Raw genomic sequence first — 25,017 nt, 5'->3', positions numbered from 1 at the left:
GCTAAATCAATAGGTGTGAATATTCAATGATATAATAAAAATAATATTAGAATGAGGTGGGAAATATGAATTTACAAACTACGAAAACATTAACAAATGGTGTAGAAATGCCCTGCGTTGGTTTAGGGGTTTATAAAATGACAAATCGTGATGAAACTTTGCAAGCCATTTCAACAGCCCTTGATTTAGGGTATCGCGCGGTAGATACAGCAGCACTTTATTACAACGAAGAAGAGGTTGGAGAAGCAATTCGTCATTCATCCGTACGACGTGAAGATATTTTTGTCACTACGAAAGTCTGGAATAGTGATCAAGGCTACGACAATACATTACGAGCATTTGAAACATCCCTAAAAAAGTTAAATATGGATTATGTGGACCTTTATTTAACACATTGGCCAGTGGAAGGGAAATTTACAGATACGTACCGTGCCATTGAACGATTATATGATGAAAAATTAATTCGCGTGCCAGGTGTATCTAATCACCATGAACATCATTTAAAAGAAATCATAGCGAGTTGCAATATCGCACCAATGGTCAACCAAATTGAACTACATCCTTATTTAAGTCAGGCGCCATTACGAGCATTTTGCGCGGAACAAAATATCGCGGTAACAGCCTGGTCACCACTTGGCCGCGGGAATGTGTTAAATGATAAAACGATTATGAATATTGCTAAAGAGTATGATGTAACGCCAGCACAAATCATTTTACGTTGGCACTTGCAAAATGATGTAATTGTCATTCCAAAATCCGTAACACCAACACGTATTAAAGAAAATAGCGAACTGTTTCATTTTGAATTAACAAAAGAAACAATGGAACAGCTAAATGATTTGAATTGTAACGAGCGTTTCGGACAAAATCCAGATAACTTTAAATTCGATTTTTAATATTATTTCACTTTGAGGAGGGAAAAATTATGTTTAAAAGACTTTCACCGGGTTTACTTTTTTCAATGGCTGCGCTTGCGGCTGCACTATTGACACCGCTTGTGGTGCTATTTTATCCAATATTCCACGTACAAACATTTTTATATGATGCATCCGCATTTGTACTTTTTCCAAGTGGAATCAATTTTATGCTTGTTTCTATTGCGTGTGTTGTAGTGATATTGTTCTGTATTTTATTAGCTTATAAACGAAATGTATTAACATACATCGCTTCTGTGCTTTTAATTGGGGGAAGTATAGGGATGTTGTATATGGCGACATTAAGTTATGTGAAAATTAATGATGAGCAAATTGTACAGCAGCATTTATTTGATGAACAAATTGTTCGTTGGGATGATGTGAACGAAGTTGTACTGGAGTATGTCATTGGAGATGTTGGTGAATATATTTTTACCGCAAATGATGGTAAGCAAATTATTATTCCTGAAACAGGACAATTTAATTCAGAAGCAAAAAGTAAAATTTATCAATTAACGAGTCAATATAATGTGAGATTTATTGAGCGTGAAAAGTAAAAAAAGAGTGAGTCCATTATATTTTAGTGGGCTCACTCTTTTTGCTTTATTGGTCTTTTACAACAATATATTCATTTAAAAATGGGTGTTCAAATGCCAATTGAATGGCATGTAGTGCATAATCACCAGAATCTGTTATACGCGCCCCATACATTGTATCCCCAACAATTGGGTGACCTAAATGCGCCATGTGCACACGAATTTGGTGTGTACGACCTGTTTCAAGGACAACATGGACAACACAAGTACCTTGGTAGCGATTCACAACTTCATAATGCGTAATAGCACTTTGTCCTTGACCATCTGGTGTCACAACGCGGCGTGTATTATGGTGACGGTCTTTTCCAATGGGTGCTTTAATTGTACCGCCATCTGTACGAATATTACCTTGTACTTCAGCAGCGTACGTACGGACAATTGATTTTTCTTCAATCATACGGTCAAAAATTGATTTTGCGATAGGATGCTTTGCAACAAGTAGTAAACCGTCTGTTCCTGAATCTAAACGGTGTACATGCTCTGCATAATGGCCACCGTTATCGATTACGTGGCGCATTACATGGTTCATACATGTATCACGGTCTCCTGGATCATTTGGATGAGTGGCCATCCATTTTGGCTTCGCTACGATTAAGCAGTGCTCATCTTCATAACGAATTTTCACTTCGCACTCTGGTGTAGGATCGTAGTTTGAAGCAGGTACTTCAAAAGCAAAGTGGATTTTTGTTCCTTTATCTAAAGGCTCTTTCCATAAGACCGGTTCGCCGTTTAATGTAACGGCCTTTGCCATACGTAGTTCATGGACGATTTTTTTTCCTAATCGCCATTTTGTACGTAGCAGTTCTTCAACGGTAAGACCGTTTTGGTTAATTGTATAAGTGAACATATTTTTCCTCCAAATGAAAAATCGTGCCCATGACTGAACACGATTTTAACGTCGATATCTTATTTTAACACAACATCGTTAAAGAATTGACGAGTTGCTTCTTCTGATGCATCGCCTACTAATCGATTTACTTCTTTACCATCTTTAAAGTAAATCATTGTTGGTGTCGCTTCGATACCATAAGTATTCCACGCATCTTCAAATTCTAAAACATTTAATTGGTCAATCTGAATATTTAAGTCATCCGCGATTGGCATTAATTTTGGTGTGTAGGCTTTGCAGTGTGAACATTCTGGACTGAAGAAATAGCCGACAACGCCTTCACCTGACGCGATTTCTTCTGCTAACGCATCTGGTAGAATAATATTTTGATAATTTTCATCATCTAATAAATCAATAGTGGATTGTTTTAAACTTTCGGTACCATAGGGGTTACCTTCTAATTTGTTTTTATTGGACATATTTGTTAGTAAGATAATCGCTGCAAATAATACAACAATAATAACACCAACGATAGCTAGCTTTTTCAATTACTTTTCCTCCTTTAAAACCTTAAGCATATAAATACTAATGATTGCAATTAATATAAAAGCAATAAGTGCTAAAAATGGAATGGTGATAAATCCAAACCAGTTAATATATTCTCCAGTACACGGAACGCGTCCACATGCTGGTGCAGAATCTTGTAGGAAAGTGAGTTTTTGTAAGCCGTAGTGATATAAAGACGTTAAAGCGCCAATAATAGAGAATACAGCAGTTGTTAAAGCAATCTTCGCATTTTTTTGTATGTAAGAAACAGTTGTCATAATGACGATTGGGTACATCAATATACGTTGGTACCAACAAAGCGTACACGGTTCATAACCACGTATTTCAGAAAAATAAAGTGATCCGAACGTTGCCATTAAAGAAACGACCCAAGTCATAAGTAAGGCATTTTCAAGCTTTTTTGACATAAATCTACCTCTTAATTTCAGAATTTAACTTCACTTGATTATAGTTTGAATTCGAGAAAAAGTAAATTATTTACGTTTAATGGATACCTATAAAAGGAAATGTTTAGTAGTAAGTAAAGGGGGAGCATTTATGAGTGATGCATTAGATATTTCAAAATTTGAAAAACCAATGATTCTTCGAAATATGACGACAGAAGATATCGAAGCAATTTTAGAAATCCAACGACTTTCATTTCCAGGAATGGAACCTTGGGAACTAGCGCATTTATATAGTCATTTATCCATTTTTCCGGAGGGGCAAATTGTTGCTGAGCTAGACGGGGAAGTGATTGGTTCTTGTTCAAGCCTACGTATTAACTTCGATGAATACGATGATCGGCACACGTGGAATGACATTACAGCAAATGGTTTTATTACAAATCATGATCCGAATGGCTATAACTTGTACGGTATTGAAGTGATGGTACACCCACAATATCGTCGTATGAAGGTCGGACAACGTTTATATGATGCGCGAAAGGATTTGGCTCGTTCACTTAATTTGAAATCGATTATTATCGGGGGGCGGATTCCAAATTTTCATGTACATTCTACTGAGATGAGTCCGCGTGAGTACGTCGATGCAGTGAGCCGTCATAAAATTTATGATCCTGTGTTAACGTTCCAAATGATGAACGGTTTTATATTAATGCGTATTAATCCAAACTATTTACCAGATGATGTAGCATCAGGAAAGTATGCGACACTGATGGAATGGAACAATGTCGATTACAAACCGCATTCAAAACGTCATTTTAAAACGAGTTATCCGGTGCGTATTTGCGTTGTGCAATATATGATGCGTGCGATTGAGTCGTTTGAGGATTTCGCAAAGCAATGTGAGTATTTTGTCGATGTAGGCTCAGATGCCGCTTCAGATTTTGTCGTGTTTCCTGAGATTTTCACGACACAACTAATGAGCTTTTTAAATGAAAAGTCACCTTCACAAGCAGTTCGGAAATTGACGGAATTTACACCAAAATACATTGAGCTGTTCACAAATTTAGCGGTGCGTTATAACGTCAATATTATTGGTGGCTCACACTTTGTCGAGGAAGAGGACGAAGAAATTTATAACATTGCTTATTTATTTAGACGAGACGGAACAATTGAAAAGCAATATAAGGTGCATATTACACCAAACGAACGAAAATGGTGGGGTATAAGTAGTGGCGATAAAGTCGAGGTGTTTGATACGGACTGTGGTAAGATTGCGATTCAAATCTGCTACGATATTGAGTTTCCAGAGCTTGCGCGTATCGCAACAGATATGGGGGCAAATATTATTTTTACACCGTTTTGTACAGAAGATAGACAAGGCTACCTGCGTGTCCGATATTGCGCTCAAGCACGAGCAGTTGAAAATCAAATTTATACAGTTATTTCAGGGACAGTCGGTAATTTGCCTGAAACCGAAAACATGGATATTCAGTACGCACAATCGGGTATATTCGCACCAAATGACTTTGAATTTGCACGCGACGGGATTGTTGGTGAAACGAGTCCAAACGTAGAAATGGTTTTAATCGGAGACGTAGATTTAGAAATCCTGCGCCGTCAACGACAAGATGGAACGGTCAAACATTTAAAAGATCGTCGTCATGATGTGTATCGTGTGGATTATTTAAAATAATTTTATAAAATCCTGCACTTTTAAATAGTAGCAGGATTTTTTTCATTCAAAAGTATGAGACATATAGCGATGCGAACATATTTCATGAAGTGGTATGATAAAGAAAAGTGTAAGTAGTAAAGGACGATTCACTATGACAAAAGACCATTCGAATATCGCAATTTTAAAAGAAATTGCCGAATTATTAAATGAAGAAACCGAAATGATTCCAATGTTAAATGGCGCATTATCCAAATTTTTAAGCGGAACTAAATTCGAGACGGGCTGGGTTTTCTTTATCGATGAAAAAGGGAAATCGGAGCTTGTCGTCAAACAAAACTTACCTGATGCACTTAGTCACAATGATTGCCAGCATTTAAAGCGAGGGGGCTGTTGGTGTGTATCGCGCTTCCGCAATGATGAATTAACGAAAGCATCCAATATTATTGAATGTCAGCGTATAGAAAGTGCGATAGAAGCAAATGTAGGTGACAATAATGAAATTACCCATCATGCAACTGTGCCGTTACAATCAGGGCAAGAGCGCTTTGGTTTACTAAACGTGGCATCAAGAAATAGGATTCGCTTTACTGACGAAGAATTGGATTTATTAGAATCGGTTGCCTTTCAAATGGGATCTGCAATAAAGCGTATTTACCTGACGAATGAACAGCAGGAAATCGCGCTTGTACAAGAGAGAAACCGTTTAGCACGTGACCTTCATGATTCTGTAAATCAGCTATTATTCTCCGTTACACTCACAGCACGAGCAGGAATTGAGATGAGTGAACAAGAAGAAATTAAAGAAACCTTCAAAGAGATTCAACAGTTAACGCAAGGAGCATTAACCGAAATGCGTGCACTAATTTGGCAGCTTCGACCAAGAGGATTGGAAAGCGGCCTCATTGAAGCGATTAAAGTATATGCAGAAATGTTGAATTTAAAATTAACAGTGAATGTGTCAGGCGTTATTCAATTTCCTTCGCGCGTGGAGGAAACACTGTTTCGAATCACCCAAGAAGCGCTTAATAATGTGCGCAAACATTCAGGTGTATCGACTGCAAAAATCTATATTAATGTGACAGCTACTGATATTTTGCTTGTCATCAAAGATGCAGGGCGCGGGTTTAACATGGAAGCACATAATGATATACCATCAATGGGGATCCAATCAATTAAGGATCGTGCACACGCAGTTGGTGGAGCGGCAGATTGGGTAAGTGAAATAGGAAAAGGAACCGAGTTATTAATTCGTTTACCGTATTAGGGGGAATACAAAATGATTCGTGTATTAATTGCAGATGATCATCATGTGGTACGTCGAGGTTTATTGTTCTTTTTAAAAACGCAGAAAGATATCGAAGTTGTTGGTGAGGCTAAAAATGGATTAGAAGCGGTGGCACTTGTTGAAAAGCTTTTACCAGACATTGTATTGATGGATTTAGTCATGCCTGAAATGGACGGTATTCAGGCAACGAAAAAAATTAAAAAGAAGTGGCCAGAAATTCAAGTTCTAATGCTAACAAGCTTTTCAGATAAAGACCATGTATTACCAGCGATAGAAGCAGGCGCATCAGGTTATCAATTAAAAGACATTGAGCCAGATGATTTAGTAGAATCGATTCGCCAAATCATGCGTGGTGAACATACGATTCATCCAGAGGCAACATCACAGTTAGAAGAAGGATTAAGGGAAGAAGGAAATAAACCACATATCATCAATCCGTTAACGCCTCGCGAGCAAGATGTATTAGCAGAGCTGACAAAAGGAAAGAGCAACCGTGAAATTGCGTCATCTTTATATGTAACAGAGAAGACGGTCAAAACTCACATTTCAAATATTTTCACAAAGCTTCATGTGCAAGATCGAACGCAAGCCGCTCTATATGCAGTAAAGCATAATTTGACAGAAGGTAGTGGGAAATAAAAAACAGCAGGCTGCTTTTTAGATGATGTCTAACAAGCAGCCTGCTGTTTTACGTAAAAACGACACCCCTCATTATGAAAAGGAGTGTCGTAACCAATTAATCTTGCGGTTCTTCTTGTAATTCTGACTCTGGAAGTTTTGTCACTTCTAGATATAAAATGTGGTGACCATCTAATTCTGTAACTTTAAATTGATAGCCTTGTTCTTCAATGGTATCGCCCTCTTCAACATCAAAGTGTTGCGTCATGAACCAACCACCGATTGTATCGATATCTTCATCTTCAATGTCAGTCCCTAAAATATCATTAATTTCTTGTAATAACATTTTAGAATCGAAAATGTAGTGGTCTTCTGAAATTTCTTGAACTTCAGGAACTTCATCATCATCAAATTCATCTTGGATATCCCCTACGATTTCTTCGATAATGTCTTCAATTGTTACTAAACCAGACGTACCGCCGTATTCATCCATTAAGATCGCCATATGAATGCGTTCACTTTGGATTTTTAATAATAATTCACTAATTTGAATTGTTTCAATTACGCGAATAACGGGCTGCATATATTCCTCTACTTTGTTCTCTCCATTTGCAGGATCTTTAATATAAGCAGTTAACAAATGCTTCATGTTAACAAGACCGATAACATGGTCTTTATCTCCATCTGTTACAGGATAACGAGTATATTGCTCAATTCCCATAACTTCAAAAACTTCGCGAAGCGTTTGATCTTTTTCAATACTAGTAATTTCAGTTCGAGGTACCATAATCTCCTTCGCAATACGCTCAGAAAATTCAAAGATGCTGTTTACGTATTCGTATTCAGATGAGTTGATTTCTCCACCTTTGTAACTGTCTGATAAAATAATGCGAAGCTCTTCTTCAGAGTGTGCTGCTTCTGTCTCAGAAATCGATTTAAAGCCAAATAGGCCAGCTATGAGACGTGCAGAGCTATTTAATACACGGATGAAAATATACATTACGTTATGGAATGTAATGATAGCTCCAGATAAGTTTAAAGTGATTTCTTCCGCTTTATGAATAGCAAGAGTTTTCGGTACTAATTCCCCTACGACAACGTGTACAAATGTTACGAATGAGAATGCAAGAATAAATGAAAGAACTGATGTAACACTACCACTTAATCCGATAAGTTCGAAAAGTGGATGGAGAATAATTTCGAATGTCGGTTCTCCAAGCCAACCAAGTCCAAGAGAAGTAATCGTAATCCCAAGCTGACAAGCAGATAAATACTCATCGAGATTCGTTAAAACTTTTCTAGCACGAATGGCCTTTTTGTTACCTTCAGCTACAAGCTGATCGATCTTTGTTGTTCTTACTTTAACTATTGCAAACTCGGTTGCAACGAAAAATGCCGTGGCGGCAATTAGGGCAGCAAATGCTACCAGCCGAATGGTTAACCCACCTATGTCTACGTCCAAATATATTCCTTACTTACAGCACAAATGAGCGGGGCAAGTAAAGAGTACACCTCCTAAAAAAAATTTAATACTTCTATGATAAAATATTTACGTTAAAAAAACAAATTATGTAATTGGGGAACAAAAAAAATTTGCTGAGTTATATCGAACATTTCTACCTTGGACGAAAATAATAAACTACTATGTAAATATCATTATTTTTTTTATTATCCTTTCGAAATTAGTATTAGGAAAAGAATGGATAAAAAATAGTAGTGAAATAACAATTTTTGAAATATTGAAATATTAATTAGTGTATGGTACTGTAAAATGGTAGATAATGATAAATTCAATATTGAATAGAGGGGAAAACCCGCCAGTTTAACCTCTATCCAAAGAAATGTTGATTTGTGATTAGCTCGGACGCGCATAAAAAGAGCATCTCTGTTTGTGAGATGCTCTTTTAATTTACCCTATAGAGTTAGGTTCTATTCATAAACATGGAACAGCATTAATTCGTGAATCATTTTTTCTACGTTTGAACGACTTTCTTCATTTGGAGCTGCACCGATAAATTGAATACGTCCATCTTTATAATACTCTGCAGCGTAACGCTGATTTTGATAGAAGAAACTAACTGACCAGCCTGGAATTTGGCTGTTGTCAAATAGAGATTTGTAGCTGAAATGTTGAATCATGAAATTCCCCTCCCTATTCAATCGTACAAGAAAGTAGCACATTGTTGCAATTCTTCTTTTATTTTATTAATAATAGGGAAATAGAACTTAATAAGAAAGAGTGAGATTATGAGCGAATTTATTTCGTTATTATTATTGCTAGGCGTTGTCGGAGCAGTTGTTGGAGCTGCGACGAACTATATGGCGATTAAAATGTTATTTAGACCGTACAAGCCAATATATTTTTATAAATGGCGCTTGCCACTAACACCAGGACTCATCCCAAAACGTCGTGGGGATTTAGCGATTCAGCTTGGCAAAACGGTATCGGAATATTTATTAACTCCAGATACGATTAAAAAGAAATTTTTATCACCAGAAGTGCGCGCAAGTGTTTTAACATTTGCACAACAAAAAATCACGCAGGAAGTATTTACGAATGACAAAACAATCAATGATTGGCTTCATTTAGCAGGATTTGAGGAACTGCCACAAACAATTGAAAACAAAGTGGATGAAGTGATAGCAAGTCAATTTGCTTCGGTGAAAAACACACTGTCAACAAAAGCAATTCGCGAGTTATTACCTCAAGATTTAGTGCCAGTATTAGATCGGAAAATTGAAGATGCAGTCGTTCAAATTTTACAAAAAGGTGAAGATTACTTTTTATCACCTGAAGGTACAATGACAATTAAAAATATGCTAGATGATTTTTTATCGTCAAAAGGTTCATTTGGCGGCATGATTCAAATGTTTTTAGGAGATTCCAATTCACTCGTTGACAAAGTGCAACGTGAGTTAGTGAAGTTTTTACAAGCTCCAGGTACAGCAGGTCTTTTAAATCGTATTTTTAGCTCAGAATGGGAAAAAATTAAAAATCGTCCTGCAATGGACTTTATGAATGACGTGAATTTTGATACGATTGAAAGCAGTGTCCAAGCTTACGCAAAACGTGAATTGGCGTTGGAAACACGCTTAGATAAAACCATAAATGATTATTGGCCACAAGGAAATATGTGGACAACTAATGAGTTAATACCAAAAGTAGTCGATAAATTATTTATTGCAGCTGAAGGTAAAATTGAAGATGTATTAAAACGATTAAATTTAGCTGATGTTGTTCGTGAGCAAGTGGATTCATTCCCTATTGCCAAGCTAGAAGAATTAGTTTTAGGAATCATTAGTAAAGAACTCAAGTTAATCACTTGGCTAGGTGGGATTATTGGGGGTCTTGTTGGGATCATCCAAGCGATTATTGTCTTAATGACAAATTAAAATGAAGAAAGCAGGCAGGAAAAATGATTAATATTTATGAGGATTTAAATAAGTTACAAGCAACTTTACGTAAAACAGATGAGTTTGCTAATTTACAAAAGGCAGTGGATGAGGTTCGTGCGGATGAGCAAGCCAAAGTATTATTTACAAACTTCCGTGATATTCAAATGAAGCTGCAACAAAAACAAGTTGCTGGTGAAGATCTAACGGAAGAAGAATATGGATATCTTCAAAAAACAGCACAATTAGCACAGCAAGATGTAAAAATTCTAGCTATGCTTGAGGCGGAAATGGCTTTAAGTACTGTTATTGAAGAAGTAAACCGTGTCATCACACAACCGATTCAATCATTATATGATGGACTATAAAAAAGAGGGGCCACACAATTTGTGTGACCCTTTTTTTATGATAACTTTGCTTCGTATTTCGGATACTTTTGCATGTAGGTACGCATGCATTCTGTGAATTTTTTATTTTCAGAAGCTCGCTGTGCAATTTGCATTTCATCGATATACAGCAAACTGTAATTAAAGTGTTTTACAAAGAAATTTTGAACATTTTCATATAAATTATTTAATGAAATAGCCCCGAATAATTCATCGCGATCAATTAAAAAAATTAAATCACAAGTCGTTGAATGATTAACATGTTGGACCGCAATCGTAATGTAAAAAGTACGTTCGTCACAGCGAGATAAGTCAAAGTTCTGCACATTAATCGACAATCGATTTAAGATGTTTGTAAATTGAAAGGATGCCTTCTTATTAACTAGATTCATACTTACACCTCCAAATATAATTGATAATTATCCAAATGATAAAATATTCTGTTATTTAAATCCAATGTTTGTTGGAAAATACATTAAAATGTAAAATTATATAGTGAAAACTATGAGTTACTTCTACCTTCTATATACAGTATAAGTAATAAAGGTTAAAATTTGGTTAAACAATTTGAAATAGCTTAATTTTTTAATTGAAATAAGATGACTGGTTAATCCATCTCATTTTTTGATGAAATAATATTAATTTTGGACGAATTATATAAAACGTAACTATTTATAAAGGACTAATTATTTTTGATGAGTAAAAATAATTAGTCTTTTCTTGTGTGTTTTTAATTTCATCATTGCTTATTGCGCTATTGTTGTAAACTGATGGCGATACTTATGGAATGGACGCACCAAAGTGGACAGGTATTGGGGCAACGAGCTCGATTACATTGTGCTGCACAATTACTGAATGCGAAAGGGGAAATGGTTAGTGAGTTACCATAACTACACGTTAGATCGATTTGATGGCGAATATGCCATATTTTTAAAACGTCCAGAAGAAACTGAACAATTACTTATCCATCGTTCTGATATAGTCGTACCCGTAAAGGAAGGTGATATCGTTCGTATTGAGGATAATGGTATCACGTATAATATGAACGTATTACACGAAGAAACAAATGCTCAAAAAGCGCGTATCCAACAACTGATGAAGCAACTCCGTGAGAAAAAGTAAAGATTGATAAAAGACCTCGCTATTTTGATGGAAATCTTAAAAAGCGAGGTTTTGTTTTGTTGAAAACCACTAAAATTTTAGAAAAATCAGAACACTAGTGTTTTGTTATGCTAAAATAAAGCTGCAATGAAATGAATTTTAGGAGCGTATAAAATGGCGATCAAGACAATTATTTTCGATTTAGATGACACATTACTATTTGATCAAAAATCAGTAAAAACTGCTTTTGAAAAAACGTGTGAATTTGCGAGTACACAAAAAAACATAGATGCTAAGACGTTTGAAGAAGCAGTACGTAAAGCGGCAAGAACACTTTACGAAGGCTATGATACATATGATTACACAGTATTAATCGGAATTAATCCATTTGAGGGGCTTTGGGGAACATTCGATGACCCAACTCCACAATTTCAAAGGATGAAAGAAATTGTACCAGGCTATCGTGCCGCAGCTTGGACAAATGGGTTACAGGCACTTGGTGTGGAGGATGCTACATTTGGCGCGGAGCTAGGGGAACGCTTTGTAGAAGAACGCAAAAAAGCGCCTTTTTTCTATGAGGATACATTTGCTGTATTAGATGCGTTAAAAGGAAAATACCAGCTTGTACTACTAACAAATGGTGCACCGAGCTTACAAAATTTAAAATTAGAAATTACACCTGAAATCGTACCTTATTTTGATCATATTGTTATTTCTGGTGACTTTGGAATTGGAAAACCTGCCGCATCGATTTTTGAATATGTGATGGAAAAGGCCCAAGTAACGAAAGAAAATGGCATAATGGTTGGCGATAATTTAATGACTGATATTTTAGGATCTTCTCGAGTAGGGATGCGTAATGTATGGATTAACCGTGAAAACAAACCACAACATCCGGATGTAACCCCTACATTTGAAGTTACTTCTTTAACTGAGTTTTTAGCACTTCTAAAATCACTGTAAGCGACTCGATTTAAAAAACGTACAAGAACTTTTTGTACGTTTTTTAAATTGTCAAAAACATTCACATTAATATAGAGAATTTTCTAACAATTCATGTTAAAATAGCATTATTAATAAGTTAGGAGGTTTTGGTAATGGAAGAAGAGACAAATGGTTGTTGCGAAAATTGTGGGCGCTCCACGGAAGTTGTTGAAATTGAAACAGTTGTCTTAAATAATCATATAGCACAATTATGCTTAGCATGTACACATGTATTGACATTACCGAAAAATGAATCTCGCTTTTTACAGCTCGTTCGAAAAAAAGGTAGGAAAGAATCCAACAAAGAAATGCAAAAAGCACACAAAGTATTATCATTATTTTTAGCTTTGGGTACGTTATTTTTAGTAATGATTGCTGCAGCTGGTGTTTCACAAGGATTAGATTTTGCTACATGGCTTGAAGTAAACAGTCATTATGAAATCGCTACTGAATATGTATCATTTGTTGAAATTAATAATTACGATTAAAAAAGTTCCACTTCAGATGCGAAGCGGAACTTTTCTTATTTTTGTAGTAGTTCTGAAACAGTTACAAATTCATAACCTTGCTTTTGTAGTGTTGAAAGTACGGAATCTAAAGCGTCGGCTGTTGTTTGATGAATGTCGTGCATTAAGATGATGCTGCCGTTTTTAGCATTTGCTTTTACGATTTGTAATGTTTTGGTTGGATTGTGATGCTTCCAATCAAGAGTATCGATTGTCCATAATACATTGGGTACCTTCAGCTGACCTTTTACATTATTGTTATAAGCCCCGTACGGTGGTCTGAAAACGGTTGTATTATGACCAATGACTGCTTTTACTTCTGCATCTGTTGATTGAATTTGTGATTGGATTTGTTTCACTGATAATGTCGTTAATTTAACATGATTAAATGTATGATTACCAATTTCATGCCCCGCAGCAGACACTTCTTTTAGTACCTTTGGATTTTTTTTCACTGAATCCCCAACTACGAAAAATGTTGCCTTCGCATCATACTTTTTCAATGTTTTTAAAATTTGCTGTGTCACTTTTGGATGAGGGCCATCATCAAATGTTAATGCCACTCTTTTAGTTGATGCAGCAGGCTTTGGAATGGTCGTTTTTTTGGGAACGGCAGTTGAGGGGATGTATTTCAAGCCACTACCATGAACATATCCTGCCACTTCATTTGTTATGACGAACACCCAATCATTTAATTTTGTAAGCATCGTTACCGTTGTTCCATTAGCTAAATGGCCAACTTGTGAGCTAGAAGAGCTAGCAGTGTGCATAACGTTTAACCCATTTGGTTCTTTAACAATTCTTGCTTGGACTGTAGGTTTAACGAGTAATTGTTTTTGAACATAGCCTGATAATTCCCCATATTGAATGAAAGTATAGCCATAAGAATCTATGACATAGGCCTTTACAATACTATTGATTGGAACATTTCCTAAAACTTCACTTTGTTGTGTGTTTGAAACACGGACAATCGGATCGTTTTTGGATTGAACGAGTAAATACTGTGCTTCTATATTTTTTAATTTTGAACTTTCTATAAGTCCAATTTGAGATTGATAATTTACTTTAGTCCAACCATTTGACTTAGATAGCACCGTAACAATGCTATTTGGGGATAAAGAAGCAATTTCATACTGCAAGTTTTCGTCAAAAATAATAATGTCAGTTGTTGTTATTTGGACAGTAGGATTCAATTCAGCACTTGCATAAGTTGAGAATGAAACAAATGCAATGGCCGTAACAAATAGGATTGTAAAACGAAGTATTGTTTTTCTCATATAATAACCCCTTTGAAGTAAAATGGATAAAAGTAGTAAAAATTTGATCACTTTTTAAGTATACAATTCCTTTGATAAAAATTAAATAATCTTCACTATAAATCCTTAATTAGAACTATATGGAAATTGGAAGACTACAATAATACATATGTTTGTACTAGGGAAAAATGAACAATTGCAGAAAAATCCCCTTAGTAAATTGAAGATTACCAAGGGGAGTGTAAATAATTATAGAGAAATAGATTTTACTTCATCGATATTTTCAAGTTGCGCCACAAAGATTAAATCTTCTGTCGTTACTTCATTATCTACTGCTAACATCATTACAGCCGAACCGCCGACGTGATCACGACCAACTTGCATTGTTGCGATATTAATTTCTTTTTCAGCTAATTTTGTCGCTACACGACCGATTGAACCAGGTTTATCTTGGTTTTTAATGTATAGTAAGTTACCGTTTGGAATGACATCTACTACGAAGCCTTCTACTTTTACAATACGTGCACCAAGACCGTTTAATAATGTACCTGCTACAAGATGTTTTTCTGTTTCAGTTACGATTTCAACCGTAATTAAGTTCGTGAAGCCTTTTGCTGTTGTTGTTTTATGTTCGTTAATTTTAATGCCGATACGTTCTGCTAAATAGCGCGCATTCACATCGTTTACGTGTGAGCCATGATTTGTTGACAACAAGCCCTTAATTGCGTTGGCAGTTAATGGACGAACATCAAAGTTTGCCACTTCACCTGCGTAAGAAATATTTAATTCTTGAATGTTTTCTTCTGTTACTTGGATTAAGAATTTACCTAGTTTTTCTGCCAAAGCGAAGAACGGCTCTACTTCAGCAAGTTTTTCTTTTGGAATTGAAGGCATGTTCACAGGATTTGTTACTGTGCCTGTTTTAAAGAATTTTATAATGTCATTTGAAACGTCAACTGCTACTGACTCTTGTGCTTCCACAGTAGAGGCACCTAAGTGTGGCGTGGCAATGACTTGTGGTAATGTTAGTAATTTATGATCAGTTGCAGGCTCTTGGATGAACACGTCCAGTGCCGCACCTGCGACTTTACCGTCTACGATCGCATCATATAAATCATCTTCGTTAATAATGCCACCACGTGCACAGTTAATAATGCGTACGCCTTCTTTCATAATGGCAAAGCGTTCTTTACTAATCAGGTTCTTCGTTTCTGGAAGTAATGGTGTGTGTACTGTGATAAAATCAGCAGCCGCACATACGTCGTCTACCGTCCCTTTTGTTACGCCAAGCTCATTCGCACGTTCTTCTGATAAAAACGGATCATAAGCGATAACATTCATACGTTGACCTTTCGCACGATATGCTACTTCTGCACCGATACGTCCCATACCGATAACACCTAACGTTTTATTTTTCAGCTCAACACCCACATAAGACTTACGATCCCATTTACCATTTTTAAGTGTGTTAAACGCTTGTGGAATATAGCGAGCAAGTGAAGTCATCATCGCAATCGTGTGCTCAGCAGCAGAGTTTGTGTTTCCATCAGGTGCGTTGACAACGATAATGCCGTGTTCAGTTGCTGCATTTAAGTCAATATTATCAACCCCAACACCTGCACGTCCGATTATTTTCAAGCTTTTCGCCGCTTCAATCACTTCACGCGTTACAGTCGTTTGAGAACGAACAAGAAGTACTTCTACATCAGCAATTTTTGAAATTAATTGTTCTGGTGTTAGGCCTGTATCGATAATAATATTTAAATCTAATTCCGTTTCTTCACGTAATGGGAAAATACCATCATCGCTTAGTGGATCTGCAATAAATACGTTAATAGCTTTTGTTGCTTTTTCGATTACTTCTGTTGCCATAATTAAATTCGCTCCCTTTTTAACTGTCCGTTAGTTGGTTTATTCAAAATAAAAAGCCTTCCGTCCCTCACATGTTACTGTAAGGGGCGAAAGGCTATAATTTACAAATCGCGGTACCACCCTTATTCGTTGACGCAATATTCTAAAAAATGATTGCGCAACCTTATCTATATGCGTAACGTGCATGGGACGGAATAACCTACTTGGAATTTTCAGTTAGTCTATTCAAGAGTGGAACTCATTCGATATATACACTGGTTTACACCAACCACCAGCTCTCTTTGCTATACAAATCGAAAAGCATGTCTCTATCACAATAGTTTTTCGTGATTAAATTTGTTAACATCATAAACCCGATTGTTCACCTTTGTCAACGGAATTTTCTGTTTATTTCATTTTATTTCGCTTATTTACTCAAGACAAACCTTTAATACGAACTATTATAGGTTATAATCCATTGATTGTTCGCTTTTAAGGGAAGAGAATGTAAGCGCTAACCATGTTGATTTGTCTGAATTTAATTGAATTTACAGAAAATTATTCAGACCTCATATTAATTAAGATATTCGCTTTTATTTTTCTGACATAATTTTGTCACGTTATAAAAAAATCGGTTTCATCTTTGGCTAAGTTATGGAAGGGGAAATGTAGATTTGCACGAATGTTACATGTAGAGGGTCAAAAAAGGGGGATGAAATAATGCATTATGATGTCATCGTGATTGGAGCTGGATTAGCTGGTTTAACGGCTACATGTGAATTAATAGATGCGGGTAAAAAGGTGTTGCTTGTAGATCAAGAACCGGAGAATTCAATTGGTGGGCAAGCATTTTGGTCATTCGGAGGCTTATTTTTAGTTGATTCACCAGAACAACGCCGAATGGGCATTAAAGATAATAAAGAACTGGCCTGGCAAGATTGGTGCGGTGCAGCTGGTTTTGATCGTTTAGAAGATGAAGATAGTTGGGGCTATAAATGGGCAAAAGCCTATGTAGACTTTGCTGCTAGTGAAAAATACAATTGGCTAAAATCAAACGGTATTCAATTTTTTCCTGTAGTCGGTTGGGCTGAAAGAGGAGGAGCATTAGCGGGTGGTCATGGTAATTCAGTACCTCGATTTCATATCGTTTGGGGGACAGGGCCTGGGTTAGTAGAGCCATTTGTCAACAAAGTTTTAACTGCGGTAGAGGCGGGACAGATAGACTTTAAGCCGCGTCATCAGGTCACTGAACTCATGACAAAAAAAGGTTCTGTTATTGGAATTCGCGGAAATGTATTAGAGAATAGTGTGATTCGCCGAGGGGAGGCAAGTTCTCGCGAAGCAATCGGAGCTTTTGAATATAAAGCAGATGCAGTCGTAGTAGCTAGTGGTGGTATCGGAGCCAATTTAGACCTTGTAAAGAAAAATTGGCCTGCACGCTTAGGAAATCCACCGCAAAACATGGTCGCGGGTGTACCAGCTTATGTTGATGGAAAAATGTTGGAAATTGCAGAACAAGCGGGTGGCCGTGTTGTGAATCGTGACCGTATGTGGCATTACACAGAAGGGTTACGTAACTGGGATCCAATTTGGAAAAATCACGGCATTCGAATTTTACCGGGTCCTTCATCGATGTGGTTTGATGCAAAAGGCAATCGTTTCGCAGCACCGAACTTCCCAGGATTTGATACATTAAGTACATTAGAAGCCATTCAAAAATCAGGCTATGATTATTCATGGTTTATTTTAACCGAGAAAATTATAGAGAAGGAATTTGCTTTATCGGGCTCTGAGCAAAATCCAGATTTAACAAATAAAAGCGTGGCAGATATTTTAAAGCGTGTGTTACCAGGACCACCAGCACCAGTACAAGCATTCAAAGAGCACGGAGAGGATTTTGTCATCGCAGAAGGATTAAAAGAACTAGTTGATGGTATGAATCAGTTAGTAGGGAATGATTTGCTTGATTTTATGCATATAAAAGAGCAAGTTTTAGCGAGAGATCGTGAAATTGAAAATTCATTTTCAAAAGATGCACAAGTGACAGCGATACATGGTGCACGTAATTATTTAGGTGACAAATTAATTCGTGCCGCAAAGCCTCATAAAATTTTGGATCCAGCTGCAGGTCCGCTTATTGCCGTGCGACTCAATATTTTAACGCGCAAAACATTAGGTGGCTTACAAACGAATTTGAATGGACAAGTATTAAATGATTTTGGCGATCCGATTGATGGGTTGTTTGCCGCAGGAGAGGTGAGTGGATTTGGCGGTGGTGGAGTCCATGGCTATCGTTCACTAGAGGGAACCTTTGTTGGAGGCTGCCTATTTTCTGGGCGGCAGGTCGGAAAATATTTGAGTAAATAGAGGAAATGTAGCATCTAATGTCGAAATGAATGATTATTCATTAAAAGGGGTGTCTATATGAATTTTGAAACAATAAAATTAGAAATTGCTGATCGTAAAGCGACGTTATTATTAAATCGTCCACATGCGATGAATGCAATGGATTTCACAATGATGCGCGAATTAGCTGAATGCTTTGAGGCATTACATAACGAGACTGATGTTCAGATTCTTGTTATTAAAGGGGAAGGGAAAGTATTTTCAGCAGGTGGCGACGTAAAAATGATGGCAGCTTCTGAGGATTTTTCCGATTTTGGAACAGTTATGGGCGATATTGCACGTTTAGTAAAAGCTTATTATACGTTACCAATGATTACGATTGCGCAAATTCACGGTGCATCTGCTGGATTAGGCTTTAGTTTGGCCCTTGGTTCAGACATCATTGTTGCGGAAGAGTCAAGCAAACTAGCGATGAACTTTATTGGTATTGGGCTGATTCCAGATGGGGCTGGGCATTTCTTCATGAAGCAACGTCTTGGTACAGTAAAGGCGAAGCAAATGATTTGGGAAGGGAAAGTTCTAAATGGTGAAGAAGCACTTGCACTAAGTCTAATCGATTATAATGTACCCGACGGCGCAGCTGCTGTAACAGTGGATCAATTAGTAGGGAAATTATTAGCTTCACCAATTTTAGCGATGATTGAAACAAAGCAAATTTTACACAATGCCAATTTACCTGAACTAGATCGTATTCTAGAAGGTGAATCAGCGGGACAAGTAAAAATGCGTCAAACAAAAGATCACTTCGAAGGAATTAAAGCCTTTGTCGAAAAGCGAGCACCACAATTCACAGGTAAATAATCGAGATAAAGGGAGCTGAACAACGGCTCTCTTTTTTCATGTTTTGCCTAGCTACAGCGCCGTACTAGTACATGCAAAAGTTCTCTTTTATCGAAAATCTTAATAGAACGAAACTAGCATTATCAATGATTAAAATATAAATCTAAAAATTCTGTACAACATCCATGAATCCCATTATGATAATGGAGGACTTACATACAGGAGGTAACTTCGTGGAACAACTTTTGCTTTCGAAAAAACATCGGCAAGTATTACATAACGCATACTGTCCAACCGTTGAAAAAACAATAGCAATCTGTGAAGGAATACTAGATCAATTAGACAAAGAACAAATAAGATATTTAGAAGTACCATTCGATCAATTTGATGAAGTGTACGCCCATTTCATGGAAAATGAAGTAATTAAAAAAGGTGCCTTCACTTACTTACAAATTCGTCATATCGCACAAGCTGGAAACATTCATCATCTTCAAATGGATGAGCAAGGGATGATTACATTTAACGAAGAAACAATCGGGATGAGTACAGCAATCTCATTTGCACAAAGTAAATGGAATGGGGCAATACGTGAGGATGCCGTTGAAAATGCTGTTATTACAGGCCTATCAGTTGTCGGTGAATCGTTTGCCGAGGAAGTAATTGAAGAGCAAATTCAATTAGTTAATATAGTAGAGCATATCCAGTTGGATGAAGGAATCGTTGGGGCAATTAGACAAAATGGTGCGAAAGTAGCCGTGAAAAAAATGGCTGGGAGTGCAACGAAAAAAGCGATGTATAGTTCAATTGCTGCAAAAAAAGCCATAACATTACTCAACGCAAATGTTGTAACGGGTGCCATTGTAACAGGAGTGATGAGTAGTGTGGACGTTGTTCGTGCGATTAAAGGGGAAATGTCTCCAGCTCAGCTTTTTAAAAATATATCAAAAACAGCAGCAAGTGTTGCTGGGAGTATAATCGGTTTAATAATCGGTGGCGGGATTGGGTTTACCATTCCACATGTAAGTACGGCGGTTATTAGTTTAATTGGTGGGATTATTGGACTTATATTAGGTAGTGTGGTCACTAAGAAAGTTGTAAAAAAAGTGCTAGATTTAATTATTAAAGACGATGCCGTAAAAATGCTCGAAATTTTTAATGCTGAACTTGCAAAATTAACAGAACACTATTTATTAAATGAGCAAGAACTTCATCAAGTATTACATGATTTCAATGAAATTTATAATATGCCAGAAGAATTACGCAATATGTATGCATCAGACGATCAAGAGGCATTTGCAAAAAATATGATTGAGAAGGAATTAGATCGTATTGTACGACTGCGTATGTATTTACAAGTGCCTACAAATCATGAATTATATGAAGTGATTAAACGTATTGCCTAAAGAACCTTCAATCAAGTTATTTTGGGATAAAAAAGAGGTGCCGATTAATTTGGCACCTCTTTTGCGTATGTACATTAAACGTGGAATAAAATTAATTTACCTGAATTATTGACTAAACGATGTGTCTTTTCAGCGATGCCTTTGTCTTCGATGCTCTTTTGGCCCTCGATTTTTGCAGCTTCATCGTTTTCAAAAGTCCATACTTCATCGAATAAAGTTTCCCCTGTTTTTTCAAATGCAGTAAAACGATAATTCTCCATTAAAACCACCCTTTGTAAGCAAGATATATCTATTATACAAGAAATAGTTTGATAATTCACGAAACTACACATTCTTATTTTAAAAAAAATTAAATTTATGACATGTTCATGAACGCATAAGATGTCTTTTTATCGGAAAATGGACGTAGGCGTGTTACAATATATAGTAATAGAGTATAAAGGAGCGATTGCTTGTGAATGGAATTACAAAACTCCAACCTGGAGATCAGGTAGACCAGTTTTTATTAATTAAAGAGGCGAAAAAAGGAGTAACGACAGTAGGTAAGCCATTTATGTCACTACTACTACAAGATAGAAGTGGAGATGTTGAGGCAAAGCTTTGGGATACAAACGAAGAACATGAAAATTTATATCGTGCACAAGTAATTGTAAAAGTTGGCGGAGAGATTCATGATTACCGAGGTAAAAATCAATTACGCGTCAAACAAATTCGTCCCGTTCGAGAAGATGAAGGCGTACAAATTAGCGATTTATTACCTACATCGGCGATTCCTAAAGAAGAATTAATGGAATCATTAAACGAATTTTTCTTCCAAATTAAAAATCCAAACATTTCACGTATTACACGTCATATTATTAAAAAGCATCAAGAAAGCTTAATGATTTTCCCAGCAGCAACGAAAAATCACCATGACTACGCATCGGGGTTAATTGACCATGTCGTATCCATGCTGAAATTAAGTAGTGCCATTTGTGATTTATATCCAACGTTAAATCGCGATCTTTTATACGCGGGTGTTATTTTACATGATATCGGGAAAGTCATCGAATTAAGTGGTCCAGTTGGTACGATGTATACAGTCGAAGGAAACTTACTTGGTCATATTTCGATTATGGTCAACGAAATTGGCTTTGCAGCAGCAGAATTAAAAATTGAAGGTGAAGAAGTGATGTTACTTCAACACTTAGTGTTATCTCACCACGGGAAAGAAGAGTGGGGTAGCCCGAAAAAGCCAATGATTCAGGAAGCAGAAATGTTACATTATATTGATAATATTGATGCAAAAATGAACATGTTAACACGTGCATTAGATAAAACACAACCGGGTGAATTTACAGAGCGTTTATTCCCATTGGATAACCGTTCATTCTATAAACCAACATTCGAATAAAATAAACGGCTTGAATCCTATGAAAGTAAGGATTCAAGCCGTTTTTTGTTTTTAGTCGATAGAAAATCTAACTTTCTCATCGACATAAGTAAGAACATCATGTTGCGCTAGTTGGTGCAACAGGTGTCTTTTTAATTAATATAACAAACAGACTTGCAAGTAAGCAAAAGCCACCTGCTAATAAAAATGCCATTTTGTAAGAACCAAAGGCCTCATAGAAAACACCACCATAATAGGCAGCTACCCCTGCACCGACTTGGTGAAAGGCAACCATCCAGCCATACATCATCGCACTTTTTTCTAAGCCGAAGCGTTGGCGCGTTAAGCCGATTGTGGGTGGAACGGTAGCAATCCAATCAAGTCCATAAAAGATTGCAAAAATCATCAACCACATATATGATCCAGAAGCTAGAGCGAAAGGTAATGCAACTAGCGAAAGCCCACGAAGCGAGTAATACCAAAATAATAGCCACCGATTATCAATACGGTCGGATAACCACCCAGAAAGCGTTGTTCCTATTAAATCAAAAATCCCCATAAAAGAAAGCATCGCAGCAGCAGTTACAACAGGAATACCAAAGCTAATACAGTATGAAATGAAATGAGTCCCAATTAAACCACTTGTCGATAAACCGCAAATAAAGAAACTTCCCGCTAATAACCAGAATTCTTTCGCTTTTAAGCCTTCCAACAATGCCAGAAAAGCCATTGAAAAAGGATTACCTACAGTGGATTTTACAGGCTCAACTAGTTCATCCCTTCCGTAAGGGGCAAGTCCTTTATCAGCCGGAAAATTGCGCATAAATAGTGCGATCAGTACAATCATGCAAATACTTAATACAAAAATTAATAAAATGGCCATTTTCCATGAATAGTGATCAACTAATTTAGCAAGAACAGGTAGTAAAATAAGCTGACCCGTTGCAGTTGCTGCCGTTAAAATCCCAATAGCTAAACCACGTCGTTTTACAAACCAACGATTTGCCACTTGCGTACTTAGAACGGTTAAAAATAAACTCGAACCAATCCCCATCATAACGCCCCAAATAAGTACAAGCTGCCACTCTTTTTGCATAATAAATGTACAAGCTAGTGCAGCTGCAAGTAGCGTCATTGAAATAAGCATCACACGTTTTAAACCGTATTTTTCAACAAAAGCTGCCATAAATGGACCTGAAAAACCATATAAAAATAAACTAATGGCAAAGGCAAAGGATATGGACGGGCGACTCCAACCAAAATCTTGTTCAAATGGTTCAATAAATACCCCAGCAGAGGAGCGGATAATCCCTGCGACAATAATGGCTATAAATGTTACCGCTAAAATATTCCAGCTATAATGCCATTTTTTCATTCAGTTCCCCCTTATTAAAAAAATCAGAAAAATACATCTCACACTAAAAAGTACGAGATGATATTTTGAAGCATATAATTTTAGTTGGGTTTATTGATTGTCTTGCTGGAATTTCATCATGAAGTTAGCAAGTGCTTGGCATGTTTCTACTGGTACAGCATTGTAAGCAGATGCGCGGCAGCCACCAACAGAACGGTGACCATTTAAACCGACGAAGCCAGCTTCGTTTGCTTCAGCTAGGAATTTCTTCTCTAATTCTTCATCTGCCACACGGAATGTAATGTTCATTAATGAACGAGAATCTTCTGTAGCATGTCCGTAGTAGAAGCCATTTGAATGGTCAATCACATCATAGATGAATTTTGCTTTTTCTTCATTTTGTTTTTCGATTGCTTGTAAACCACCTTGTGCTTCGACCCATTTTAATACTTCGCCTAACATATAAATGCCAAATGTAGGTGGCGTATTATATAAAGAATTATTTTTCGAATATGTCTCGTATTTCAACATAGTTGGAATGTTAGGATTTGCTTTTTCAAGGAAATCTTTGCGAATAATAACAACTGTGACACCAGAAGGGCCTAAGTTCTTTTGTGCCCCTGCATAAATCATCGCAAATTTAGAAACATCCACTTTCTTCGATAAAATATCAGAAGACATATCTGCGATTAAAGGAATATCGCCAGTAGTCGGGAATGTTTTCCACTGTGTACCGAAGATTGTATTATTTGAAGTTAAATGAATATAAGCCGCTTCTTCGTCAATTTCAATCTCTGAAACTGTAGGAATATTTTTATAGTTATTGTTTTTTGAACTTGCCGCTTCTACAGGTGTACCGAAAAGTTTCGCTTCTTTGAACGCTTTTTCTGACCAAGCGCCTGTTTGGATATAGCTTGCTGTTTGGCCTTCTTTAAGGAAGTTCATTGGAATCATAGTAAATTGAAGACTAGCGCCCCCTTGAAGAAATAGGACTTCGTAGTTTTTAGGGATTTCGAATAGCATACGTAAACGTGCAATGGCTTCGTTATGTACTTCTTCAAATGTTGCACTGCGATGACTAAGCTCCATTACAGACATACCTGTGCCTTTAAAATCAACAAGTTCTGCTTGTGCCTTTTGTAAAACTTCTAATGGTAATGCAGATGGACCAGCATTAAAGTTAAATGCGCGTTTCGTCGTTACTGTCATTGAAAAACACTCCTTGTGTAATAAAAATGAATACCTAAATTGATAATATACTCTTTTAATAGAAATGTGGGAAAATTCGTGAAATTATTTCGAGAAAAAACATAAAAGAGAAGAAAGAATGTTAAATAGACGAATTTTTGTAAAAT

General features: G+C 36.7%; 25 protein-coding genes and 1 other annotated feature. Of the genes, 14 read left to right on the top strand and 11 right to left on the bottom strand.

Annotation, left to right across the window (positions count from 1 at the left end; all coding sequences use genetic code 11):
- Positions 1 to 65: 65 nt before the first annotated feature.
- The gene (locus DCE79_RS15570; RefSeq protein ID WP_108713911.1) at positions 66 to 896 is read left to right on the top strand and encodes an aldo/keto reductase; all 831 of its coding nucleotides are present in this window, start codon (positions 66 to 68) and stop codon (positions 894 to 896) included.
- A 29-nt stretch (positions 897 to 925) separates the two neighbouring features.
- Positions 926 to 1,471, top strand: coding sequence for an acyl dehydratase (locus tag DCE79_RS15565; protein WP_108713910.1), 546 nt, complete (start codon positions 926 to 928; stop codon positions 1,469 to 1,471).
- Between the two features lie 46 nt (positions 1,472 to 1,517).
- Here the strand turns inward: DCE79_RS15565 and DCE79_RS15560 are convergent, their stop codons facing one another.
- From DCE79_RS15560 to DCE79_RS15550, 3 genes are read right to left on the bottom strand one after another with little or no spacing between them, the layout of a single operon-like run.
- On the bottom strand, positions 1,518 to 2,357 hold the full coding sequence (locus DCE79_RS15560) for an RluA family pseudouridine synthase (protein WP_108713909.1): 840 nt from the start codon (positions 2,355 to 2,357) through the stop codon (positions 1,518 to 1,520).
- Between the two features lie 59 nt (positions 2,358 to 2,416).
- On the bottom strand, positions 2,417 to 2,887 hold the full coding sequence (locus DCE79_RS15555; protein ID WP_108713908.1) for a thioredoxin family protein: 471 nt from the start codon (positions 2,885 to 2,887) through the stop codon (positions 2,417 to 2,419).
- Entirely contained in the window at positions 2,888 to 3,313 is a 426-nt protein-coding gene (locus tag DCE79_RS15550; RefSeq protein WP_108713907.1) for a disulfide oxidoreductase, read from the bottom strand.
- A gap of 130 nt (positions 3,314 to 3,443) precedes the next feature.
- Here DCE79_RS15550 and DCE79_RS15545 point away from each other — a divergent pair, with 130 nt between their 5' ends.
- The 3 genes from DCE79_RS15545 (at position 3,444) to DCE79_RS15535 (ending at position 6,891) form a co-directional block, all read left to right on the top strand.
- Positions 3,444 to 4,985, top strand: coding sequence for a carbon-nitrogen hydrolase family protein (locus tag DCE79_RS15545; protein WP_108713906.1), 1,542 nt, complete (start codon positions 3,444 to 3,446; stop codon positions 4,983 to 4,985).
- Between the two features lie 133 nt (positions 4,986 to 5,118).
- On the top strand, positions 5,119 to 6,231 hold the full coding sequence (locus DCE79_RS15540) for a GAF domain-containing sensor histidine kinase (RefSeq protein WP_108713905.1): 1,113 nt from the start codon (positions 5,119 to 5,121) through the stop codon (positions 6,229 to 6,231).
- 12 nt (positions 6,232 to 6,243) lie between these two features.
- A complete protein-coding gene (locus DCE79_RS15535) occupies positions 6,244 to 6,891 on the top strand; it encodes a response regulator (RefSeq protein ID WP_108713904.1) in 648 nt (215 codons plus the stop codon).
- A gap of 97 nt (positions 6,892 to 6,988) precedes the next feature.
- Here the strand turns inward: DCE79_RS15535 and DCE79_RS15530 are convergent, their stop codons facing one another.
- Together DCE79_RS15530 and DCE79_RS15525 are read right to left on the bottom strand one after the other, a co-directional pair.
- The gene (locus DCE79_RS15530; RefSeq protein WP_199912338.1) at positions 6,989 to 8,299 is read right to left on the bottom strand and encodes a hemolysin family protein; all 1,311 of its coding nucleotides are present in this window, start codon (positions 8,297 to 8,299) and stop codon (positions 6,989 to 6,991) included.
- Positions 8,300 to 8,799: 500 nt separating this feature from the next.
- Positions 8,800 to 9,009, bottom strand: coding sequence for a YheE family protein (locus DCE79_RS15525; protein ID WP_108713902.1), 210 nt, complete (start codon positions 9,007 to 9,009; stop codon positions 8,800 to 8,802).
- A 108-nt stretch (positions 9,010 to 9,117) separates the two neighbouring features.
- On the opposite strand from DCE79_RS15525, the gene DCE79_RS15520 reads away from it, so the two are divergent.
- Both DCE79_RS15520 and DCE79_RS15515 read left to right on the top strand, forming a co-directional pair.
- On the top strand, positions 9,118 to 10,263 hold the full coding sequence (locus tag DCE79_RS15520; protein WP_108713901.1) for a DUF445 domain-containing protein: 1,146 nt from the start codon (positions 9,118 to 9,120) through the stop codon (positions 10,261 to 10,263).
- 23 nt (positions 10,264 to 10,286) lie between these two features.
- Positions 10,287 to 10,631 (top strand): YlbF family regulator, encoded by a 345-nt coding sequence (locus DCE79_RS15515; protein WP_108713900.1) that lies wholly within the window; start codon positions 10,287 to 10,289, stop codon positions 10,629 to 10,631.
- 35 nt (positions 10,632 to 10,666) lie between these two features.
- On the opposite strand, the gene DCE79_RS15510 is transcribed toward DCE79_RS15515, so the two are convergent.
- Positions 10,667 to 11,041, bottom strand: a complete 375-nt coding sequence (locus DCE79_RS15510; RefSeq protein ID WP_108713899.1) for a hypothetical protein — start codon at positions 11,039 to 11,041, stop codon at positions 10,667 to 10,669.
- A gap of 463 nt (positions 11,042 to 11,504) precedes the next feature.
- Here DCE79_RS15510 and DCE79_RS15505 point away from each other — a divergent pair, with 463 nt between their 5' ends.
- The 3 genes from DCE79_RS15505 (at position 11,505) to DCE79_RS15495 (ending at position 13,222) form a co-directional block, all read left to right on the top strand.
- Positions 11,505 to 11,771, top strand: coding sequence for a DUF3006 domain-containing protein (locus tag DCE79_RS15505; protein WP_234417280.1), 267 nt, complete (start codon positions 11,505 to 11,507; stop codon positions 11,769 to 11,771).
- A 153-nt stretch (positions 11,772 to 11,924) separates the two neighbouring features.
- Entirely contained in the window at positions 11,925 to 12,713 is a 789-nt protein-coding gene (locus tag DCE79_RS15500; protein WP_108713897.1) for an HAD family hydrolase, read from the top strand.
- A gap of 134 nt (positions 12,714 to 12,847) precedes the next feature.
- Positions 12,848 to 13,222 carry a DNA polymerase III subunit delta gene (locus tag DCE79_RS15495; RefSeq protein ID WP_108713896.1) on the top strand — a complete coding sequence of 125 codons (375 nt, stop codon included), beginning with the start codon at positions 12,848 to 12,850 and terminating at the stop codon, positions 13,220 to 13,222.
- 35 nt (positions 13,223 to 13,257) lie between these two features.
- On the opposite strand, the gene DCE79_RS15490 is transcribed toward DCE79_RS15495, so the two are convergent.
- On the bottom strand, positions 13,258 to 14,517 hold the full coding sequence (locus DCE79_RS15490) for a polysaccharide deacetylase family protein (RefSeq protein WP_108713895.1): 1,260 nt from the start codon (positions 14,515 to 14,517) through the stop codon (positions 13,258 to 13,260).
- Positions 14,518 to 14,745: 228 nt separating this feature from the next.
- Positions 14,746 to 16,368, bottom strand: a complete 1,623-nt coding sequence (gene serA, locus DCE79_RS15485; protein WP_168214704.1) for a phosphoglycerate dehydrogenase — start codon at positions 16,366 to 16,368, stop codon at positions 14,746 to 14,748.
- Between the two features lie 79 nt (positions 16,369 to 16,447).
- Positions 16,448 to 16,692: a binding site (T-box leader), on the bottom strand.
- A gap of 375 nt (positions 16,693 to 17,067) precedes the next feature.
- Here serA and DCE79_RS15480 point away from each other — a divergent pair.
- The 3 genes from DCE79_RS15480 (at position 17,068) to DCE79_RS15470 (ending at position 20,936) form a co-directional block, all read left to right on the top strand.
- Entirely contained in the window at positions 17,068 to 18,714 is a 1,647-nt protein-coding gene (locus DCE79_RS15480) for an FAD-binding dehydrogenase (RefSeq protein WP_108713893.1), read from the top strand.
- 57 nt (positions 18,715 to 18,771) lie between these two features.
- Positions 18,772 to 19,554, top strand: a complete 783-nt coding sequence (locus tag DCE79_RS15475; RefSeq protein WP_108713892.1) for an enoyl-CoA hydratase — start codon at positions 18,772 to 18,774, stop codon at positions 19,552 to 19,554.
- Between the two features lie 212 nt (positions 19,555 to 19,766).
- Entirely contained in the window at positions 19,767 to 20,936 is a 1,170-nt protein-coding gene (locus DCE79_RS15470; protein ID WP_108713891.1) for a hypothetical protein, read from the top strand.
- 74 nt (positions 20,937 to 21,010) lie between these two features.
- On the opposite strand, the gene DCE79_RS15465 is transcribed toward DCE79_RS15470, so the two are convergent.
- Positions 21,011 to 21,196, bottom strand: coding sequence for a YhzD family protein (locus tag DCE79_RS15465; protein WP_108713890.1), 186 nt, complete (start codon positions 21,194 to 21,196; stop codon positions 21,011 to 21,013).
- 194 nt (positions 21,197 to 21,390) lie between these two features.
- Between DCE79_RS15465 and yhaM the strand changes: the two genes are divergently transcribed.
- On the top strand, positions 21,391 to 22,329 hold the full coding sequence (gene yhaM, locus DCE79_RS15460; protein WP_108713889.1) for a 3'-5' exoribonuclease YhaM: 939 nt from the start codon (positions 21,391 to 21,393) through the stop codon (positions 22,327 to 22,329).
- 97 nt (positions 22,330 to 22,426) lie between these two features.
- Here yhaM and DCE79_RS15455 read toward each other — a convergent pair whose 3' ends face one another.
- Positions 22,427 to 23,683: an MFS transporter gene (locus tag DCE79_RS15455; RefSeq protein WP_108713888.1), complete on the bottom strand. Its 1,257-nt coding sequence runs from the start codon at positions 23,681 to 23,683 to the stop codon at positions 22,427 to 22,429.
- Between the two features lie 90 nt (positions 23,684 to 23,773).
- On the bottom strand, positions 23,774 to 24,871 hold the full coding sequence (gene serC, locus DCE79_RS15450) for a 3-phosphoserine/phosphohydroxythreonine transaminase (RefSeq protein ID WP_108713887.1): 1,098 nt from the start codon (positions 24,869 to 24,871) through the stop codon (positions 23,774 to 23,776).
- Between the last annotated feature and the right edge of the window lie 146 nt (positions 24,872 to 25,017).

Source organism: Lysinibacillus sp. 2017, from assembly GCF_003073375.1.
In the GTDB taxonomy this organism is placed as follows: Bacteria; Bacillota; Bacilli; order Bacillales_A; family Planococcaceae; genus Solibacillus.
The sequence above is the reverse complement of the archived record's forward strand: the minus strand, read 5'-3'. Positions and strand labels throughout refer to the sequence as shown.

Bases quoted from the DNA above. Each gene is read 5' to 3' on its own strand.
- DCE79_RS15540 (WP_108713905.1), top strand. From the start codon at position 5,119: ATGACAAAAGACCATTCGAATATCGCAATTTTAAAAGAAATTGCCGAA.
- DCE79_RS15495 (WP_108713896.1), top strand. From the start codon at position 12,848: ATGGAAGAAGAGACAAATGGTTGTTGCGAAAATTGTGGGCGCTCCACG.
- DCE79_RS15570 (WP_108713911.1), top strand. From the start codon at position 66: ATGAATTTACAAACTACGAAAACATTAACAAATGGTGTAGAAATGCCC.
- DCE79_RS15515 (WP_108713900.1), top strand. From the start codon at position 10,287: ATGATTAATATTTATGAGGATTTAAATAAGTTACAAGCAACTTTACGT.
- DCE79_RS15525 (WP_108713902.1), bottom strand. From the start codon at position 9,009: ATGATTCAACATTTCAGCTACAAATCTCTATTTGACAACAGCCAAATT.
- DCE79_RS15545 (WP_108713906.1), top strand. From the start codon at position 3,444: ATGAGTGATGCATTAGATATTTCAAAATTTGAAAAACCAATGATTCTT.
- DCE79_RS15475 (WP_108713892.1), top strand. From the start codon at position 18,772: ATGAATTTTGAAACAATAAAATTAGAAATTGCTGATCGTAAAGCGACG.
- DCE79_RS15465 (WP_108713890.1), bottom strand. From the start codon at position 21,196: ATGGAGAATTATCGTTTTACTGCATTTGAAAAAACAGGGGAAACTTTA.
- DCE79_RS15520 (WP_108713901.1), top strand. From the start codon at position 9,118: ATGAGCGAATTTATTTCGTTATTATTATTGCTAGGCGTTGTCGGAGCA.
- DCE79_RS15505 (WP_234417280.1), top strand. From the start codon at position 11,505: ATGCGAAAGGGGAAATGGTTAGTGAGTTACCATAACTACACGTTAGAT.
- DCE79_RS15560 (WP_108713909.1), bottom strand. From the start codon at position 2,357: ATGTTCACTTATACAATTAACCAAAACGGTCTTACCGTTGAAGAACTG.
- serA (WP_168214704.1), bottom strand. From the start codon at position 16,368: ATGGCAACAGAAGTAATCGAAAAAGCAACAAAAGCTATTAACGTATTT.
- serC (WP_108713887.1), bottom strand. From the start codon at position 24,871: ATGACAGTAACGACGAAACGCGCATTTAACTTTAATGCTGGTCCATCT.
- DCE79_RS15490 (WP_108713895.1), bottom strand. From the start codon at position 14,517: ATGAGAAAAACAATACTTCGTTTTACAATCCTATTTGTTACGGCCATT.
- DCE79_RS15550 (WP_108713907.1), bottom strand. From the start codon at position 3,313: ATGTCAAAAAAGCTTGAAAATGCCTTACTTATGACTTGGGTCGTTTCT.
- DCE79_RS15480 (WP_108713893.1), top strand. From the start codon at position 17,068: ATGCATTATGATGTCATCGTGATTGGAGCTGGATTAGCTGGTTTAACG.
- DCE79_RS15500 (WP_108713897.1), top strand. From the start codon at position 11,925: ATGGCGATCAAGACAATTATTTTCGATTTAGATGACACATTACTATTT.
- DCE79_RS15535 (WP_108713904.1), top strand. From the start codon at position 6,244: ATGATTCGTGTATTAATTGCAGATGATCATCATGTGGTACGTCGAGGT.
- DCE79_RS15565 (WP_108713910.1), top strand. From the start codon at position 926: ATGTTTAAAAGACTTTCACCGGGTTTACTTTTTTCAATGGCTGCGCTT.
- DCE79_RS15455 (WP_108713888.1), bottom strand. From the start codon at position 23,683: ATGAAAAAATGGCATTATAGCTGGAATATTTTAGCGGTAACATTTATA.
- DCE79_RS15510 (WP_108713899.1), bottom strand. From the start codon at position 11,041: ATGAATCTAGTTAATAAGAAGGCATCCTTTCAATTTACAAACATCTTA.